The following is a 14,879-nucleotide window of genomic DNA, read 5'->3' as shown; positions in this document are numbered from 1 at the left end:
CGTCAGTGCGGATCGGCGTGCAGGTAGCGGTGGTTCAGCCTGATCAGCGGGGCAACGGACCGCGTGAAGTGGTCCACGGCGAGGACTTCCGCGACGAACAGCGTGTGGTCGGCGGCGGGGACGCGGTCGCGGATCTCGCACTCGAAGGACGTGACCGACGCGTCGGGGATGAGCGCGTCCGACACCGCGCCCCGGTGGTGCAGCTCGGCCGCCAGCAGGATGCGCGCGCCCGGTCGGCCCGGCGCGGCGAACCGGCCCGCCAGCGCGCGCTGCCCCGCGCCGAGCACGGTCGCGGCGAACCGGTCGCGGCGCGAAAGCACCTCCGCCAGGTACGACGTGCTGGTGAGGCTCGCCAGGACCGTGGGCGGGTCCGCCGACACCGACAGGAACGCGGTGACCGTCGTCCCGTGGTCGTCGCGGCCGTCCCGGACGGTCAGCACGACGACGCCCGTGGCGAAGCCCGCCATCGCCTCCGTGAAGTCGTCGCGCGGGGCCGCGTTCAGCGGATCTCCCACGAGCCGGGCAGCGTCAGCGGCCCGGCGGCGGGCAGGCCGAGCCGCGCGGCGAGGCCGCCGAGCGCCCCCCACCCGTCGAACGGGCCGAGCCTGACGGCCGCGGCGGTGCGGTCCTCGCTGGATTCGGGCGGACGCAGCCGGTCCAGCGGCGACGAGTGCGGGAACGTGCGGACGGGCGCGTCGGCGCGCAGCCCGGCCTTCTCGCGGGCGAGGACGAGCGCGCGTTCCAGGCCGCCCAGCTCGTCCACCAAGCCGTTCTCGACGGCGTCCGCGCCCGTCCAGACGCGTCCGCGCGCCAGCTCGTGGACGCGTTCGCGCGACAGCCCGCGCCCCTCGGCGGCCTTGGCGGTGAAGTCGCGGTAGATCGCGTCGAGGGAGGCGTTGACGCGCTCCCACTCCGACTCGCTGAAGTCCTTCGTCGCCGAGAACATCCGCGCGTGCTCCCCGGACGCGACGTGCCCCAGCCCGACCCCGACGCGTTCCAGCAGCCCGGTGACGACGGCCTTCCCGACGACCACGCCGATCGAGCCGGTGATCGTGCCCGGCTGCGCGACGATCGTGTCCGCCGCCATCGCGACGTAGTACCCGCCGGACGCGGCGACGTTCCCCATCGACACCACGACCGGCTTGCCCGCCTCGCGGGCGAGCACGACCTCGCGCCAGATCACGTCGGACGCCACCGCCGACCCGCCGGGGCTGTTGACGCGGAACACGATCGCCTTCACGTGCTCGTCGCGGACCGCCGCGCGGAACGCCGCGCCGATCGTGTCCGAGCCCATCGCGGGGCCCTGCGCGGGCAGCGGCCCGCCGCGCCCGCTGCGGCCGAGGCGGATCGCCCCGATCCCGGTGATGAGCGCGACGGAGTCCGGCTTCCCCGGCTGCGGGAGGCGGCGGGTCAGCGCCTGCGCGCGCCGGTAGCGGGTGACGAACCGCAGCAGCGGCTCGCCGCCGACCTTCGCGCGGACGTGCGCGTACACCTCGTCGCGGTAGCCGAGCCGGTCCACCAGGCCCGCCTCCAGCGCCTCGGCGGCCAGCAGCGGCCCCGAGTCCGTCAGCTCCCGGACGCGCTCGGGCGGCTGCCGCCGCGCCTCGGCGATGCCCGCCGTGACCTGCTCGCCGAGCGACTCGACGAGCCGCCGCGAGGACTCCTCGTGCTCGGGCGTGTAGGCGCGCTCCATGAAGGTGTTCGCCATCGTCTTGTACTCGTACCGCTTGGCGAACTCCGGCTTGACGCCGACCTTCTCCAGCGCGCCCGCGAAGAACGGCTCCTCCAGCGCGACGCCGGTCAGCCCCAGCTCGCCGGACGGCTGCAGCCACACCTGCTCGAACGCGCTCGCCAGGTAGTAGGGGACGGTCCCGTGGCCGCCCTCGCCGAACGTCTCCGCCCACGCGATCGTCAGCTTGCCCGCCGCGCGGAACGCCGTGACGGCGTCGCGCAGCTCCTGCGCGAGCGCGAGCGGCGTGCCCGGCGTGATCCGCGCGACCAGCGCCCGCACGCGCTCGTCGGCGCGGGCGCGCCGCAGGCCGTCCAGCACGTCGCGCAGATGGGTGCGGCGCATGGCCAGCAGCGCGGTGATCGCGTCGGGCGGCGGCGTCTCCACGAGCCCGTCGGACAGGTCCAGTTCGAGGATCAGCGGGGCCGTGCGGCGCTCGCGAGCCTGCCGTACGAGAGTGACGACTGAGCCGGGTTCCACCATGACGCCAGCCTATGCGGTGGCCTCGATCAGCGGGCGAACGCCCGGTTCGGGAGCACGCTCGCGGACGCCTGCGCGGCGGGGCGGCCGTCCGGGCCGGTGATGACGGCGGTGGAGAACATGCGGGTCCGGCCGGGGTGGACGCACGTCCCGACGACCGTGTACGCGACGCCCGCCTGGACGCTGCGCAGGTAGTCCACGTTCAGGTTCAGCGTCAGCATCGGCATGAACACCTCGCCGGTGCTCGCGCCCGCGAGGCAGACCGCGTTGTCGAGGATCATCGCGATGTAGCCGCCGTGGACGGTCCCGCCCGGGTTGCACAGCTTCTCGGCGGGCGTCCAGGAGATCTCGACTCGGCCCGGCTCGGCTGCGACGATGACCTGGCCGATGTGGTCGTTGATGTCGGAGATCTGCGGGAAGCGGCCGTCGCCGATGGCCTGGATCAGCTCCGCCCCCGTCAGCGTGTTCCACAGGTCGGCGGTCTCCTTGGCGATGTCCGCGCTCAACTGGTCCTCCTCGGTCCCGGTCTCCTCCGCCGAATCGTATTCGGGACCGGTCCGGCGACGCGACGTGCGGTCGGTCACCGCCCCAGCGATCCCTCGATCGGGACGAGGCTGGTGTTGGAGTAGTCGAGCCGGTCGCCGCGCCTGGTCAGCGTGAGCGAGCCGCCGGCGCAGGCGAGCTGCGTCGTGTGCCCGCCCGGCGGTGCCTCGATCAGCATGAGCCGGTCGTCGACCGACGTCAGGACGGTCAGCGCGCCGCGGCACTTCCACGCCTTGTAGTACGTCGTCCCGCGGCCCTCGCCGGCGCGCAGGGTCAGGGTCACCTCGCTGGTGGACGCGCCCATGCCGAAGCCCGCCGCGCGCCGGACGGTGCCGGTCCACGTCCCGGCGAACGCCGCCGGGAGCGGGCCGGGGCGCGTCGTGCCGTTCTGGTCGGTCGTGACGGTGGTCGAGCTGGTCTGCGAGTGGAACGTCGTGCTCGACACCGAGGGCGACGGCCGCGCCGGGTCGCGTCCCCGGTCGTGCGGGAGCGCGTCGGCCAGGCCCCACGCCGCCGCGCCGACCGCCGCGCAGGCGACCAGCGTCCGCGCCGGGCGGCGGCGGGCGGGGCGGGGGAGCGCTTCGGTCAGCGTCACGTCCAGCGGTTCGCCCGGCTCCACCAGGCGGGTGATCAGGTCGCGCGCTGTCGGACGCCGTGCCGGGTTCTTGCCCAGACACGTCCGGAGCAGGTCGCGCAGTGTTTCGGGGACGCCGGTGAGGTCGGGTTCGGCGTTGGCGACGCGGTGGAGGACGGCGGGCAGAGTCGGTGCGCGTCCGAACGGCGGCTGGCCCGTCGCCGCGTAGACCATCGTTCCGGCCCAGGCGAAAACGTCGGACGCGGCGGTCGGTGGATCGCCCTTCAACCACTCCGGGGCGAAGTACGCGGGCGTCCCGACGAGCTGCGTGCTGTCCTCGGCGTCCATCGCGCGCGCCACACCGAAGTCCACGACGCGCGGTCCGTCCGGACCGAGCAGGACGTTCGCCGGTTTCAGGTCGCGGTGGACGATCCCGGCCGCGTGGATGGCGGCGAGCGCGCTGGCCGTGTTCACCGCCAGCCGGTGCAGCTCGTCCCCGCGCAGCGGCCCCGTGTCGGCGACGTGCTGCTGGAGCGACGGGCCGTCCACGAACTCCGACACCAGGTACGGCAGCTCGTCCTCGGCCGACGAGTCGAGGACGGCCGCGGTGCAGAACGGCGCGACCCGCCGCGCCGCCGCCATCTCCCGCGCGAAGCGGGCTCGCGCGGCGGCCCCCGCGTTCTTCAGGACCTTGACCGCGACGCGGCGGCCGTCCGGCGCCTCACCGAGGTAGACGACGCCCTGCCCGCCCTCCCCGAGCCGGCCGGTCAACCGGTATCCGCCGATCTCGGCTGGATCGTCCTTCGACAGGGGAAGGGCGGCCATCACGGCTCCTTGGATCGGCGGTGCGGGACCGGTCAGCGGTGCAGCGTCCCGGAGACGGCGAGCAGTTCGTGCGACGAGTACTCCAGCGCGTCGCCGCGCTTGGTCAGCGTGACGGTGCCGCCGGTGCAGAGCCCGCCGTTCCCGGCGGTGTTGACGGGCGTCTCGCGCACGACGAGCGTGTCGCCGTCCGCGCTCACGACCGTCACGTGGTCCTTGCAGCCCCACGCGCCGTACGACGACTCGCCGTCCGAACGGCCCTCGCGCAGGGTCAGGGTCACGTCGGAGGACGAGGCGCCCTGGAGGAAACCCGCCTCCTGCTCGACCTTCCCGGTCCACGTCCCGGCGTACGCGGCGGGCACGACCACGCCGCCCGTGCTCGGCGCGTCGGTCGCCGGGGCCTCCGGCGAGCCGGTGTCGTCGGACGGCTGGATGGGTGTGCCCGTCGAAGTCCGGACGTGCGGCTTCCCGCCGTGGTCGGGAAGGAGGACGAACGCGCCGACCACCAGCGCGGCCACCGCGACGCAGGACGCCGCGAGCACGGCCCACCGCGCGCGGTGCCGACGCGGCGCGGGAACCGAGGGGTCTGTGACGTCCGGAACAGCGATCGGACGGTCCAGCGACGTGTCGCGGCGCGGCGGCGGCGCGCCCGGATCGACGAGACGCACCATGAGGTCGCGGGCGGTCGGCCGTCGCGCGGGGTCCTTGTCCAGGCAGGTCCGGAGCAGGTCGCGCAGTGTTTCGGGGACGCCGGTGAGGTCGGGTTCGGCGTTGGCGACGCGGTGGAGGACGGCGGGCAGCGTCGGGGCGCGTCCGAACGGCGGCTGGCCCGTCGCGGCGTAGACCATCGTTCCGGCCCAGGCGAAGACGTCGGACGCGGCGGTCGGCGCCCCGCCGGACAGCCACTCGGGCGCGAAGTAAGCAGGAGTCCCGACGAGCCGGGTGCTGTCGCCGTCGTCCATCGCGCGCGCGACACCGAAGTCCACGACGCGCGGTCCGTCCGGTCCGAGCAGGACGTTCGCGGGCTTCAGGTCGCGGTGGACGATGCCCGCGCCGTGGATGGCGGCGAGCGCGCTGGCCGTGTTCACCGCCAGCCGGTGCAGGTCGCCGCCGCGCAGCGGCCCGTCCGCGACGACGCGCTGCTCCAGCGACGGCCCGTCCACGAACTCCGACACGACGTAGGGGAGCGGCCCGTCGGCGGACGAGTCCAGGACGGCCGCGGTGCAGAACGGCGCGACCTGCCGCGCCGCCGCCATCTCGTTGGCGAAGCGCCCGCGCGCGGCCGCGTCGGCGTTCTTCAGCACCTTGACCGCGACGCGGCGGCCGTCCGGCGCCTCGCCGAGGTAGACGACGCCCTGCCCGCCCTCCCCGAGCCGACCGCGCAGCCGGTGACCGCCGATCTCGGGCGGATCGCCGGGTCCGAGCGGCGAGACGGCCATCGCGCTCCCTCCTTCGCGCTCGACACCGGGCGTAAGTCCACGCTATCGATGGACATCGACCGGCATCGACGGATATTTCAAGGAAGTTAGAGGGCGATCCGGGGTCATCTGTTCGACTGGAACTGGCCCGATCCACCGGCATGCGGAGGCCCCCGGCCGCGGAGCGCGCCGGGGGCCTCCGGGACGCCGCTCAGGCCGCGGCGGGCGTGCTCTCCGGGACGGCCTCGACGACCGCGCCGCGCCGCACGAGAACCCGGTCCAGCGAGATCGGCCCGGGACCGGTGAAGACCAGCAGGAACAGCGTCCAGCAGAACATCGCGGACGGCTCGCCGCCGTTCTGGATCGGCCACAGCGCGCCGGGCTGGTGGACCTTGAAGTAGGCGTAGGCCATCGACCCGGACCCGATGAGCGCGGCGGCCCGGGTGCCGAGCCCGAGCGCGACGAGCGCGCCGCCGACGAGCTGGATCACCGCCGCGTACCAGCCGGGCCACGTCCAGGCCGCGACGGCGCCGCCGCCGTGCGCGCCGCCGAGGACTCCGAACAGCGAGGCCGCCCCGTGGCAGGCGAACAGCAGGCCGACGACGACGCGGAAGAGGACGAGCACGTACGGCTGGGCGCTGGTGAGGCGTCCGTTCATGGTGGGGGGATCTCCTTCGGTTCGAGAAGGTCGTAACCGAGCGAGGCTCCATATTTAGGTAAGGCTTACCTAAGCAGCAAGGGGTCTGGCGCGTGACCCGAATCTCTCCGGCCCGCTGTTGACGAGTCCCGGCGGGCTAGGGTTCGTGGCATGGCGGACGGTGACGGCGACGGCTGGGCGCGGTGCGGGCTCGGCCACACGCATTGGGGTCGGTACGGCGCGTCGGGGCTGATGGCCTTCCACCGCGGCGACGACGGCGTCGTGCGGGTCCTGCTCCAGCAGCGCGCGTGGTGGGGCCTCGGCGGCGGGACGTGGGGCAGTTTCGGCGGAGCGCTCCACAGCCACGAGGACCCGGTCGAGGGCGCGCTGCGCGAGACCGCCGAGGAATGCACGCTCGACGTCGCGGCGGTGCGCGTCCACGGCGCGTCCGCCGAGGACCACGGCGGCTGGGTCTACACGGCCGTGATCGGCTCCGTCGCCGACCTGCCCGAGGTGCGCGCCGCGTCCCGCGAGACGCGCCGCGCCGAATGGGTTCCGGTCGAGGACGTCGAGAAGCGCCGCCTGTTCGCGCCCTTCGCCCGGACCTGGCCCACGCTGCGCGACGGGCTCGTGCGCGTCGAACTCGTCGTGGACGCCGCGAACGTCGTCGGCGCCCGCGCGGACGGCTGGTGGAAGGACCGCGCCGGGGCCAACGCGCGGCTGCGCGACGACCTCGCCGCCCTCACGTCGGGCGTGCGCGGCCTGCCGGACGGGCTCGTCCCCTACACGACCGTCATGCCGGAGATCGTGCTCGTCGTGGAAGGCGCGGCGAAGGGCATCGCGGGCGAGCCGCACCCGGGCGTCAGCGTGCGGGCCGCGCCGGGCAGCGGCGACGACTGCGTCGTCGACCTGGTCTCCGCGCCCGAGCCCGGCGTCCGGCACGTCGTCGTCACCGCCGACCGCGAGCTGCGGGCCCGCTGCGAGGCGGCCGGCGCGCACGTCGTCGGCCCGCGCTGGCTCCTGGCCCGGCTCCCTAAGCGGACTCGATGACGCGATGCCCGACCGCGGCCAGGACGCCCGCGGCGTCCTCCGCGCGGTGCTCGGGCACCAGCACCAGGTCGGCGTGGTAGGTCGACGCGACGAACACGGAGATCCCCGCGTCGGCCAGCGGCCCGACGAGCGCGGCGAGCATCCCCGGCGTGTCCAGGCCGTGCGGGGAGTCGCCGTAGAACCCCGCCCACCGCTCGCCCGCGGCGAACGGCGCGGCCTCCCGGACGACCGTCAGGCCCTCCGGCGCGCGGACGAGCGCGATCCACTCGTCGTCCTCGGGCAGCGTGGCGTGCGGCAGGTGCTCGACGAGGAACCGGCCGGGGACGCGGCGCAGGCGCTGGATCGTCATGGCCGCGAGCCTACGGGGCGGCGGCCGGTCGGAGGCGACCGCACGGACGAACCCGCCTTCCGCCAGGGGTCGCGCCGACGCGGCGCCCGTGCGGTCACGTTCTGCTGGCCCGGGCGGTGACCTCCACCCCGCCGCCCGGGACTCCACTCCTGCGTCACCGGGACGCCAGAAGGCCCTGACGTCCCGGTGCGGTACGGGCGCACCGGTCCGGTCCGCCCCCGAGCGGGGACCGGGCCGGTCGCTCCGCGCGTCCACGGCTCAGCCGTCCCCGCCGGCGCGCCGCCCGGCGAGCCTGGCCCGCAGGCCGTCGGCGTCGTCGGCGGCGACCGTCGCGGCCCCGCCCGCGTGGAGCTGCGCGTCGGTGAGGTCGCCGCCCCGGGTCGCGTACCAGCGGCCCGCGTCGCTGCGCCACACCAGCCAGCCGGGGAAGTCCCGCTCGATGGCCGCCTTCTGATCCTCGAAGTCGCCCATCCAGGTCGTCCTTTCCCCGAGGAGGCTTTTCTGTATACAAATCTCTAACTGGGTTAAAAGAGGTGTCAAGCTGTCCGTAAGCGGACCGTCCCCCTGGGGATAGCGCCCGCGCGTCCGGTGCCCGCCGCCCGGGACGAAGGAGGTGACGCCGGTGCGCCATCGCCCGGCCTACCAACGCATTGCCGACATCCTGCGCGAGGGCATCCGCGGCGGCGTCCATCCGCCGGGCACGCGGCTGCCGACCCTCGCCCGGCTGAGCGCCGAGCACGGCGTCTCGGAGATCGTCGTGCGGCAGGCGGTCGCGATGCTGCGCGGCGAGGGGCTCGTCGAGACGCGGCGCGGCGGCGGGACGGTCGTGCGCGCGGCCCCGCCGGTCCGCCGCGTCGCGATGGACCGGTACCGCCGCTTCGCCGGACCGGCCGAGGCCCCCGCCCCCGAACCCGCGACGACCTTCACGCACGATCAGCGCATCGGCTGGGACGAGTACCGGCTCGACCGCGAGTTCGACCGCACCCGCGCCGCACCGGACCTCGCCGCGCTGTTCGAGCTTCCGCCCGGGACCGAACTGCTGCGCCGCCGCTTCGTCTTCTACTCGCGCGGCAGGCCGCAGCAGATCTCGGTGAACTACCTGCCGTGGTCGCTCGTCGGCGGCACGCCCGTCGCCGACCCCGACCGGGAGCCGTGGCCGGGCGGGACGCTCGCGCAACTCGGGTTCCTCGGCCGTCCCGCGACGCGCGTCGAGGAGTCGGTGGGTGCGCGGATGCCGACGCCGGAGGAGGCCGAGACGCTCGCGATGGCGGCCGGGACGCCGGTCGTCACGATCACCCGGCGGCTGCTGTCGGACGACGCCGTGCTGGAGGTCTGCCGTGACATCGTCATCCCCGCCGACCGGGTTCTGCTGGACTACGCCATCGACCTGTGACCGGCGCGCCGCCGAACGGCGGTTGAACGCGCCCGGAACGGTGTCGGACGCCGACGCCGGGCGTACTGCGTCCCACGGGACTTCGATCGCTCCGGGACGGTGAAAGTTCGGAGAAAACCGGTAACTGGCCGAGTCCGGTCGTTTACGCCCGTTGCGCCGGACCCGCCGCCTAGTCTTTCGGCGTCGGCCGCCCCCGCCGAGAAGCCGAACGAACACCCGCGGTGACCGCACGCGTCACCGCCGGGCGCGTGTGCGCGGGCGTCCGGCGTGAGGGCTTCTCATCACCGGCGAGCGGAGGACCGGGCGCATGCGCACCGCGCGGGGGGAGATCGGGGCCGCGCTGCGGCAGTGGACACGGCCCCCCGAGTTCCGGATCAGGCGGACGCCGTGGCCGGCCGAGGCGCTCGCCGCGCTGGCCGACCTCGCCCGCGCGGCCGAGGCCGAGCGCGCCGCGACCGCCGGGCGGGCCGACGCGGTCGATCCGCCGCCCGCGGCCGAACCGGCCCAGGGGCTCCCGGCGTCCTCGGCGGCCGACCTGGCGACGAGCCTGTGGCGGCTCCGCACCCGGGTCGCCGCCGATCCCGACGCGCCGCGCGCCGTCGTCCGGCACGCCGACACGGCGTGGGACGCGCTCGCCGACGCCGGGGTCGAGGTCAAGGACCACCTGGGCGACCCGTTCGACCCGGGCCTGTCGCTGACCGTCGTCGCCTTCCAGCCCACGCCGGGCCTGGCGCGCGAGCAGGTCATCGAGACGATCCGGCCGAGCGTGTACCTGCACGGGGAGACCCTGCAGACCGCCGAGGTGATCGTGGGAACCCCGGACGAGTCCGAGGAACAGGAAGCCGCAGCGGAGGAAACGCACAACCGATGACCAGGACGACGATCGACTTCGGTATCGACCTCGGTACGACGAACAGCGCCATCGCCGTGATCCAGGGCGTCGGCGCGGAGATCATCAAGAACAACGACGGGTTCGACACGACGCCGTCGGCGGTCATGATCGACCGCCGCGAGCGGCTGTACGTCGGACGCGCCGCCAAGGAGCGCAACGAACTCGACCCGGAGAACACCTGCGTCGAGTTCAAGCTGCGGATGGGCACGACCGGGCAGCCGAAGGTGTTCGGCGCGAGCAACCGGACGATGGAGCCGGAGGAGCTGTCGGCGGAGGTGCTGAAGTCGCTGCGCCGCGACGTCGCGCAGCGCACCGGCGAGGACATCCGCGCCGCCGTCATCACGGTCCCGGCCGCGTTCGAGCTGAGCGCGTGCGACGCGACGCGCCGCGCCGCCGAGCTGGCCGGGCTGTCGTACGCGCCGCTGCTGCAGGAGCCGACCGCCGCCGCGCTCGCGTACGGCTTCCAGTCCGCCGACGACAACGCGTTCTGGCTGGTGTACGACTTCGGCGGCGGCACGTTCGACGCCGCCGTGATCAACGTGCGCGACGGCGAGTTCACCGTCGTCAACCACCGGGGCGACAACTTCCTCGGCGGCAAGCTCCTGGACTGGGCGATCGTGGAGAAGCTGCTGATCCCCGCCGTGACGCAGGAGCACCGCGTCACCGATCTCAGCCGCGGGAACCCGCGCTGGCTCAAGGAGATCAACAAGCTCAAGCTCGCCGCCGAGGACGCCAAGATCCGGGTGTCCCGCGCCGAGTCCGCCGAAATCCTCGTCGAGCTGCAGGACGACTCCGGTCGTACGTTCGAGTTCGAGTACGACCTGCGGCGCGCCGACATGGAGCGGCTGATCGAGCCGTTCGTCGTCCGCTCGGTGAACCTGTGCCGCAAGGCGCTCACCGAGAGCCGCCTCGGCCCGGGCGACATCGAGAAGGTGCTGCTGGTCGGCGGACCGACGCTCTCGCCGTACCTGCGCGAGCGCCTCGCCGACCCGGTCCACGGCCTCGGCATCCCGCTCGACCACAGCCAGGACCCGATCACGGCCGTCGCGCGCGGCGCGGCGATCTTCGCGGCGGGGCAGCGGCTGGAGGCGGCCCCGGACGCGGTGGCGGCGCCGGTCGCGCCCGGCTCGTACGCGATCGAGCTGGAGTACAAGCCGATGGGCCCCGACACCGAGCCGTTCGTCGGCGGCCGGGTGACGGGCGGCCCGACCGAGGGCTGCGCGGTCGAGTTCGTCAACGCCGAGGCCAAGCCCGCCTGGCGCAGCGGCCGCATCCCGCTGACGGCGGACGGCGCGTTCACCGCGACGCTGTGGGCGGAGCGGGGCCGCGCGAACCGCTTCGCGATCGAGGTCACCGACGCGACCGGCACCGTCCGGCCCGTCACCCCCGACTCGCTGACGTACACCGTCGGCGTCGTGGACACCCAGCCGCCGCTGACCCACTCCATCGGCGTCGGGCTCGCGGGCAACGAGGTCGAGTGGCTGATCCGGCGCGGCACGCCGCTGCCGGCGCGCCGCCGCATCCTGCTGCGCACCACCGTGGGCGTCAGCCGGGGCTCCGCGCAGGGCATGATCCGCATCCCGGTGCTGGAGGGCGAGCACCACCGCGCCGACCGCAACCGGCGCATCGGGCGGCTGGAGGTCGATCCCGAGCAGGTCCGCCGGGACGTGCCCGAGGGCAGCGAGGTCGACCTGACGCTCGTCATCGACGAATCGCGGCTGGTGGTCGCGCGCGCCTACGTCCCGATCCTGGACGAGGAGTTCGAGCACGCCATCAACCTGCAGACCGAGACGGTCCCCAGCCACGAGGAGCTGGCACGCGACGCCGAGCAGGAGAAGCAGCGGCTCGCGCGAGTCCGGCGGCAGGCCGACGAGTACCGCGACGAGCGCGCCCGCGAGGTCCTGGCCCGCATCGACGCGGAGAACATCGTCGCCGACATCGAGGCGATGGTAGAGGCCGCCCGCGTCGACCCCGACGCCGCCACGACGTGCGGGAAGCGGCTGCTCGACCTCAAGGCCGCCATCGACGAGGCCGAGGACGAACTGGAGTGGCCGCGCCTCGTGCAGGAGGTCCGCGAGATCACCGAGGCGGTCCGCCAGGTCGTCCGCAACAGCGGCGGCCCGAACCACGTGCGGATGCTGACGTCCGCGGAGGAGGCGGTGCAGGCCGCGATCACCGCGCACGACGCCGACCTGCTCCGGCAGCGGGCCGAGGAGATGCGTCAGGTCGCGCTGCGCGTCATGGACGAGACCGGCGAGCTGGCGCTGCTGGCGTTCGAGGAACTGCAGGCCCTCACCAGTGAGATGAAGGACCGGCAGGAGGCGGCGCAGCTCGTCGAGACCGGCCGCCGCGCCGTCGCCAACCGCGACATCCCGACGCTGCGGCACGTCAACTCGATGCTGAGCCGCCAGCTCCCGACGCCGCCGCCCGCGCCCGACCCGTTCTCGACCGTGCGGCGGGGACGATGAGCGGGCCGCTCGGGAACCCGCTGCGCGGTCCGGTGCTGGGCGCTGGACCGGTCTGGGACGGACCGCTGGAGCCGGAGCCCGCCCGTCCGGGGCCGGAGTCCGGCGGCGCCGGGTCCGAACTGCGCGTCGCCGTCCAGGAGGTCGCCTTCGCGCAGGCCGTCCGGCTGGCCCGCGGCGGCCGGTACACCGAGGCCCGCGACCTGCTCGACCGCGCGTTCGGCGAGGACGAGCGCACCGCGCCCGTCCTGGACCTGCTCGCGCGCGTCCACGCGCAGTGCGGCGACCTGGACGAGGCCGACCGGCTCTGGTCCGCCGCCGAGCGCCTCGCGCCCGGCGACGACCGGTTCGCCGCCGGGCGGCGGCGCGTCGCGCGGCTGCGGCGCGGGCGCGTCCGCGCGTTCCGGCCCGGCTGGCGCACCGTCGCGGCGGGGACCGTCGTGGTCCTGGCGGTCGGCGTGCTCGTCGGCCGGTGGGCCCTCGACTCGTCGCCCAAGCCGATCATCGACTATTACCCGGTCACCGCGACGCCGCGCGCGCCCCGCGCACCCGGCGCTGACGGCGTCCTGGACCGCATCGACCTGCGCGTCCCCGGCGTCCAGGTCGAACGCGACCCCGGCGAGCTGTCGGTGACGTTCCGGCGCGGCCTGTTCCGCGACGGCGGCGCGCTGACGGAACGGGGCCGCGCCGCGCTGAACGCGCTCGGCGTGCGGCTGCGCCCGTACGGCGACCGGATCACCGTCCTGATCATCGGCCACACCGACGGCGACGGCGGCGGCTACGCGGAGAACGCCGACCTCGGCACGGTCCGCGCGGGCGTGGTCCGGGAGGCGCTGCGCCGCGCGTCGCGGATGCCGACCGAGCGGTTCGCCGTGGCCACGCTCGGCGGGGACCGCCGCCCGCACCGGGGCGGCGCCGGGCAGGAGAGGAACCGGACGGTCACGCTGCGGATCACGCCGCGCGACGCCGAGGCGGGAGGATCGTGAGCACGGACGCCGAAGCGGGCGCGTTCTTCGCCGAAGCGGGCCCCGACCTGTACCGGGAGAACGCGTTCCGCGTGACCGGGCTGGCCGTGGACGCCACCGCCCGCGACATCCGCCGCCACTCCGAGCAGCAGCGCGTCAAGGCCAGGCTCGGCACCGCCGCCGAGTCGGGGTCGCCGCTGCTGCCGCTGCCCGAGCCGCCCGACGCCGCCGCCGTCGAGGAGGCCCTGCAGCGGCTGCGCGACCCGGTCCGCCGCCTGGAGGACGAGTTCTTCTGGTTCTGGCCGATGGACCGCAGCGGGCGCGACGAGGCCCTGGACGCGCTGCGCCGCGGCGACCGCGCCGCCGCCGACGAGGTGTGGCGACGCGCGGACGGCGGCCGCGCCCGCGCCGTCGCCGTCCACAACCGGGCCGTCCTCGCGCACGCCCGCGCGCTCGACGCCCGCGACCTCGGCGACGACCACCAGCGCCTGTGGGCGACGGCGTACGAGCGCTGGCGCCAACTGATGTCGGAGGAGACGTTCTGGCCGCTGCTGGACGGGCGCATCCAGGACCTCGGCGATCCCCGTCTGTCGGCCGTCACGGCGGCCGACCTGCGCCGCGCGCTGCCGCCCGCGCTGCTGTCGATCAACGCGCGCCTCGCGGCGGAGAGCGCCCGCGCGGGCAACCGGCGCGCCGCGTCGGTCTACATCGGGTTCGCCCGGCGCAGCGGCTTCGACACGGCGGCCGTGGACGAGGCCGTGCGCACCGCCGTCGCGCCCGACACCGCCCTGGTCCGCAGCCTCGCCGAAGGCGCGCTCCGCGCCGCCCAGGCCGATCCGGCGCGCGGCTCGGCCGAGGCCGAACGCCTGCTCGACCAGGCCGAACCGGTCCTCGGCGGACTCGCGGAACTGCTGCCGGGCGACCATCCGCTGCTGCAGGGCGCCCGCGACGACGTCGCGGGGAGCGCGATGCGGTGCGTCGTCACCCACGTCAACGAGACCAAGGACTACCCGTCGGGCGTGCGGCTGCTTCGCCGCGCCCTGGGCAGCGCCGCGACCGACACGACGCGGACGCGCATCCAGGAGAACCTGGTCACCGTCGAGAACAACCTGATGTACGCCACCTGCTGGTTCTGCAAGCAGAACCCGTTCGACGCGGAGAGCGTCCACAAGCAGGGAATGCATTCCAACGTCCAGCGGACGCGGATCGCGAACGGCACGCGGACGACGTGGCAGAAGAAGTTCCTGGAGGTGCCGCGCTGCGCGGCGTGCCGCGCGCGGCACCAGACGACGCAGCGGACCTCGCTCGGCCTCGGTTGCGGCGGCGCGGTCGTGCTGTTCGCCCTCGCGGTGCTGCTGATCGCGTCGGGCCTGGGCTGGGGCGGCGTCTTCATGATCGCCGCCGGGGTGCTCGCCGGGGTCCTCGGCCTGCACGTCTCGGGGACCAACGGCATCCAGAAGGACGAGTTCACGACGCTGCGGGAGTTCGAGCCGATCCGCGAGCACCTGAACGCGGGCTGGGGGATGGGCGAGAAACCCCCCGGCGTCTGACGACGCCGGGGC

14 protein-coding genes are annotated in these 14,879 nt (G+C 74.8%); 6 read left to right on the top strand and 8 right to left on the bottom strand.

Annotated elements, in window-relative coordinates; all coding sequences use genetic code 11:
* Window positions 1–2 precede the first annotated feature (2 nt).
* The 6 genes from G339_RS0121485 to G339_RS0121460 form a co-directional block, all read right to left on the bottom strand.
* Window positions 3–515: a flavin reductase family protein gene (locus G339_RS0121485; RefSeq protein WP_019633124.1), complete on the bottom strand. Its 513-nt coding sequence runs from the start codon at window positions 513–515 to the stop codon at window positions 3–5.
* Entirely contained in the window at window positions 500–2,212 is a 1,713-nt protein-coding gene (gene sppA / locus G339_RS0121480; RefSeq protein ID WP_019633123.1) for a signal peptide peptidase SppA, read from the bottom strand. The genes G339_RS0121485 and sppA overlap by 16 nt, the downstream gene beginning before the upstream one ends.
* A gap of 26 nt (window positions 2,213–2,238) precedes the next feature.
* Complete coding sequence (locus G339_RS0121475; protein WP_033323938.1) at window positions 2,239–2,715, bottom strand: PaaI family thioesterase; 477 nt, start codon at window positions 2,713–2,715, stop codon at window positions 2,239–2,241.
* Between the two features lie 74 nt (window positions 2,716–2,789).
* A complete protein-coding gene (locus G339_RS37020) occupies window positions 2,790–4,151 on the bottom strand; it encodes a serine/threonine-protein kinase (RefSeq protein WP_051107917.1) in 1,362 nt (453 codons plus the stop codon).
* A 32-nt stretch (window positions 4,152–4,183) separates the two neighbouring features.
* Entirely contained in the window at window positions 4,184–5,587 is a 1,404-nt protein-coding gene (locus G339_RS37015) for a serine/threonine-protein kinase (RefSeq protein ID WP_051107916.1), read from the bottom strand.
* Window positions 5,588–5,777: 190 nt separating this feature from the next.
* The gene (locus G339_RS0121460) at window positions 5,778–6,224 is read right to left on the bottom strand and encodes a DoxX family protein (RefSeq protein ID WP_019633121.1); all 447 of its coding nucleotides are present in this window, start codon (window positions 6,222–6,224) and stop codon (window positions 5,778–5,780) included.
* A gap of 150 nt (window positions 6,225–6,374) precedes the next feature.
* Here G339_RS0121460 and G339_RS0121455 point away from each other — a divergent pair, with 150 nt between their 5' ends.
* Window positions 6,375–7,253: an NUDIX domain-containing protein gene (locus G339_RS0121455; RefSeq protein WP_019633120.1), complete on the top strand. Its 879-nt coding sequence runs from the start codon at window positions 6,375–6,377 to the stop codon at window positions 7,251–7,253.
* Here G339_RS0121455 and G339_RS0121450 read toward each other — a convergent pair.
* Together G339_RS0121450 and G339_RS0121445 are read right to left on the bottom strand one after the other, a co-directional pair.
* On the bottom strand, window positions 7,237–7,602 hold the full coding sequence (locus G339_RS0121450) for an ACT domain-containing protein (RefSeq protein WP_019633119.1): 366 nt from the start codon (window positions 7,600–7,602) through the stop codon (window positions 7,237–7,239). The two genes, G339_RS0121455 and G339_RS0121450, sit on opposite strands and share 17 nt — an antisense overlap.
* A gap of 258 nt (window positions 7,603–7,860) precedes the next feature.
* Window positions 7,861–8,073: a hypothetical protein gene (locus G339_RS0121445; RefSeq protein ID WP_019633118.1), complete on the bottom strand. Its 213-nt coding sequence runs from the start codon at window positions 8,071–8,073 to the stop codon at window positions 7,861–7,863.
* Window positions 8,074–8,224: 151 nt separating this feature from the next.
* Here G339_RS0121445 and G339_RS0121440 point away from each other — a divergent pair, with 151 nt between their 5' ends.
* The 5 genes from G339_RS0121440 (at window position 8,225) to G339_RS0121420 (ending at window position 14,867) form a co-directional block, all read left to right on the top strand.
* Window positions 8,225–8,995 (top strand): GntR family transcriptional regulator, encoded by a 771-nt coding sequence (locus tag G339_RS0121440; protein WP_026341655.1) that lies wholly within the window; start codon window positions 8,225–8,227, stop codon window positions 8,993–8,995.
* Window positions 8,996–9,302: 307 nt separating this feature from the next.
* Complete coding sequence (locus G339_RS34795; RefSeq protein WP_019633116.1) at window positions 9,303–9,866, top strand: nucleotide exchange factor GrpE; 564 nt, start codon at window positions 9,303–9,305, stop codon at window positions 9,864–9,866.
* Window positions 9,863–12,355, top strand: coding sequence for an Hsp70 family protein (locus tag G339_RS0121430; RefSeq protein WP_019633115.1), 2,493 nt, complete (start codon window positions 9,863–9,865; stop codon window positions 12,353–12,355). The genes G339_RS34795 and G339_RS0121430 overlap by 4 nt, the downstream gene beginning before the upstream one ends.
* Complete coding sequence (locus tag G339_RS0121425; RefSeq protein ID WP_019633114.1) at window positions 12,352–13,338, top strand: OmpA family protein; 987 nt, start codon at window positions 12,352–12,354, stop codon at window positions 13,336–13,338. The genes G339_RS0121430 and G339_RS0121425 overlap by 4 nt, the downstream gene beginning before the upstream one ends.
* Window positions 13,335–14,867, top strand: coding sequence for a serine/threonine-protein kinase (locus G339_RS0121420; RefSeq protein WP_019633113.1), 1,533 nt, complete (start codon window positions 13,335–13,337; stop codon window positions 14,865–14,867). The genes G339_RS0121425 and G339_RS0121420 overlap by 4 nt, the downstream gene beginning before the upstream one ends.
* Window positions 14,868–14,879 lie beyond the last annotated feature (12 nt).

The organism is Actinomadura atramentaria DSM 43919 (assembly GCF_000381885.1).
GTDB classification, from domain to species: Bacteria; Actinomycetota; Actinomycetes; order Streptosporangiales; family Streptosporangiaceae; genus Spirillospora; species Spirillospora atramentaria.
This window is presented reverse-complemented; position numbering and strand designations above follow the sequence as displayed.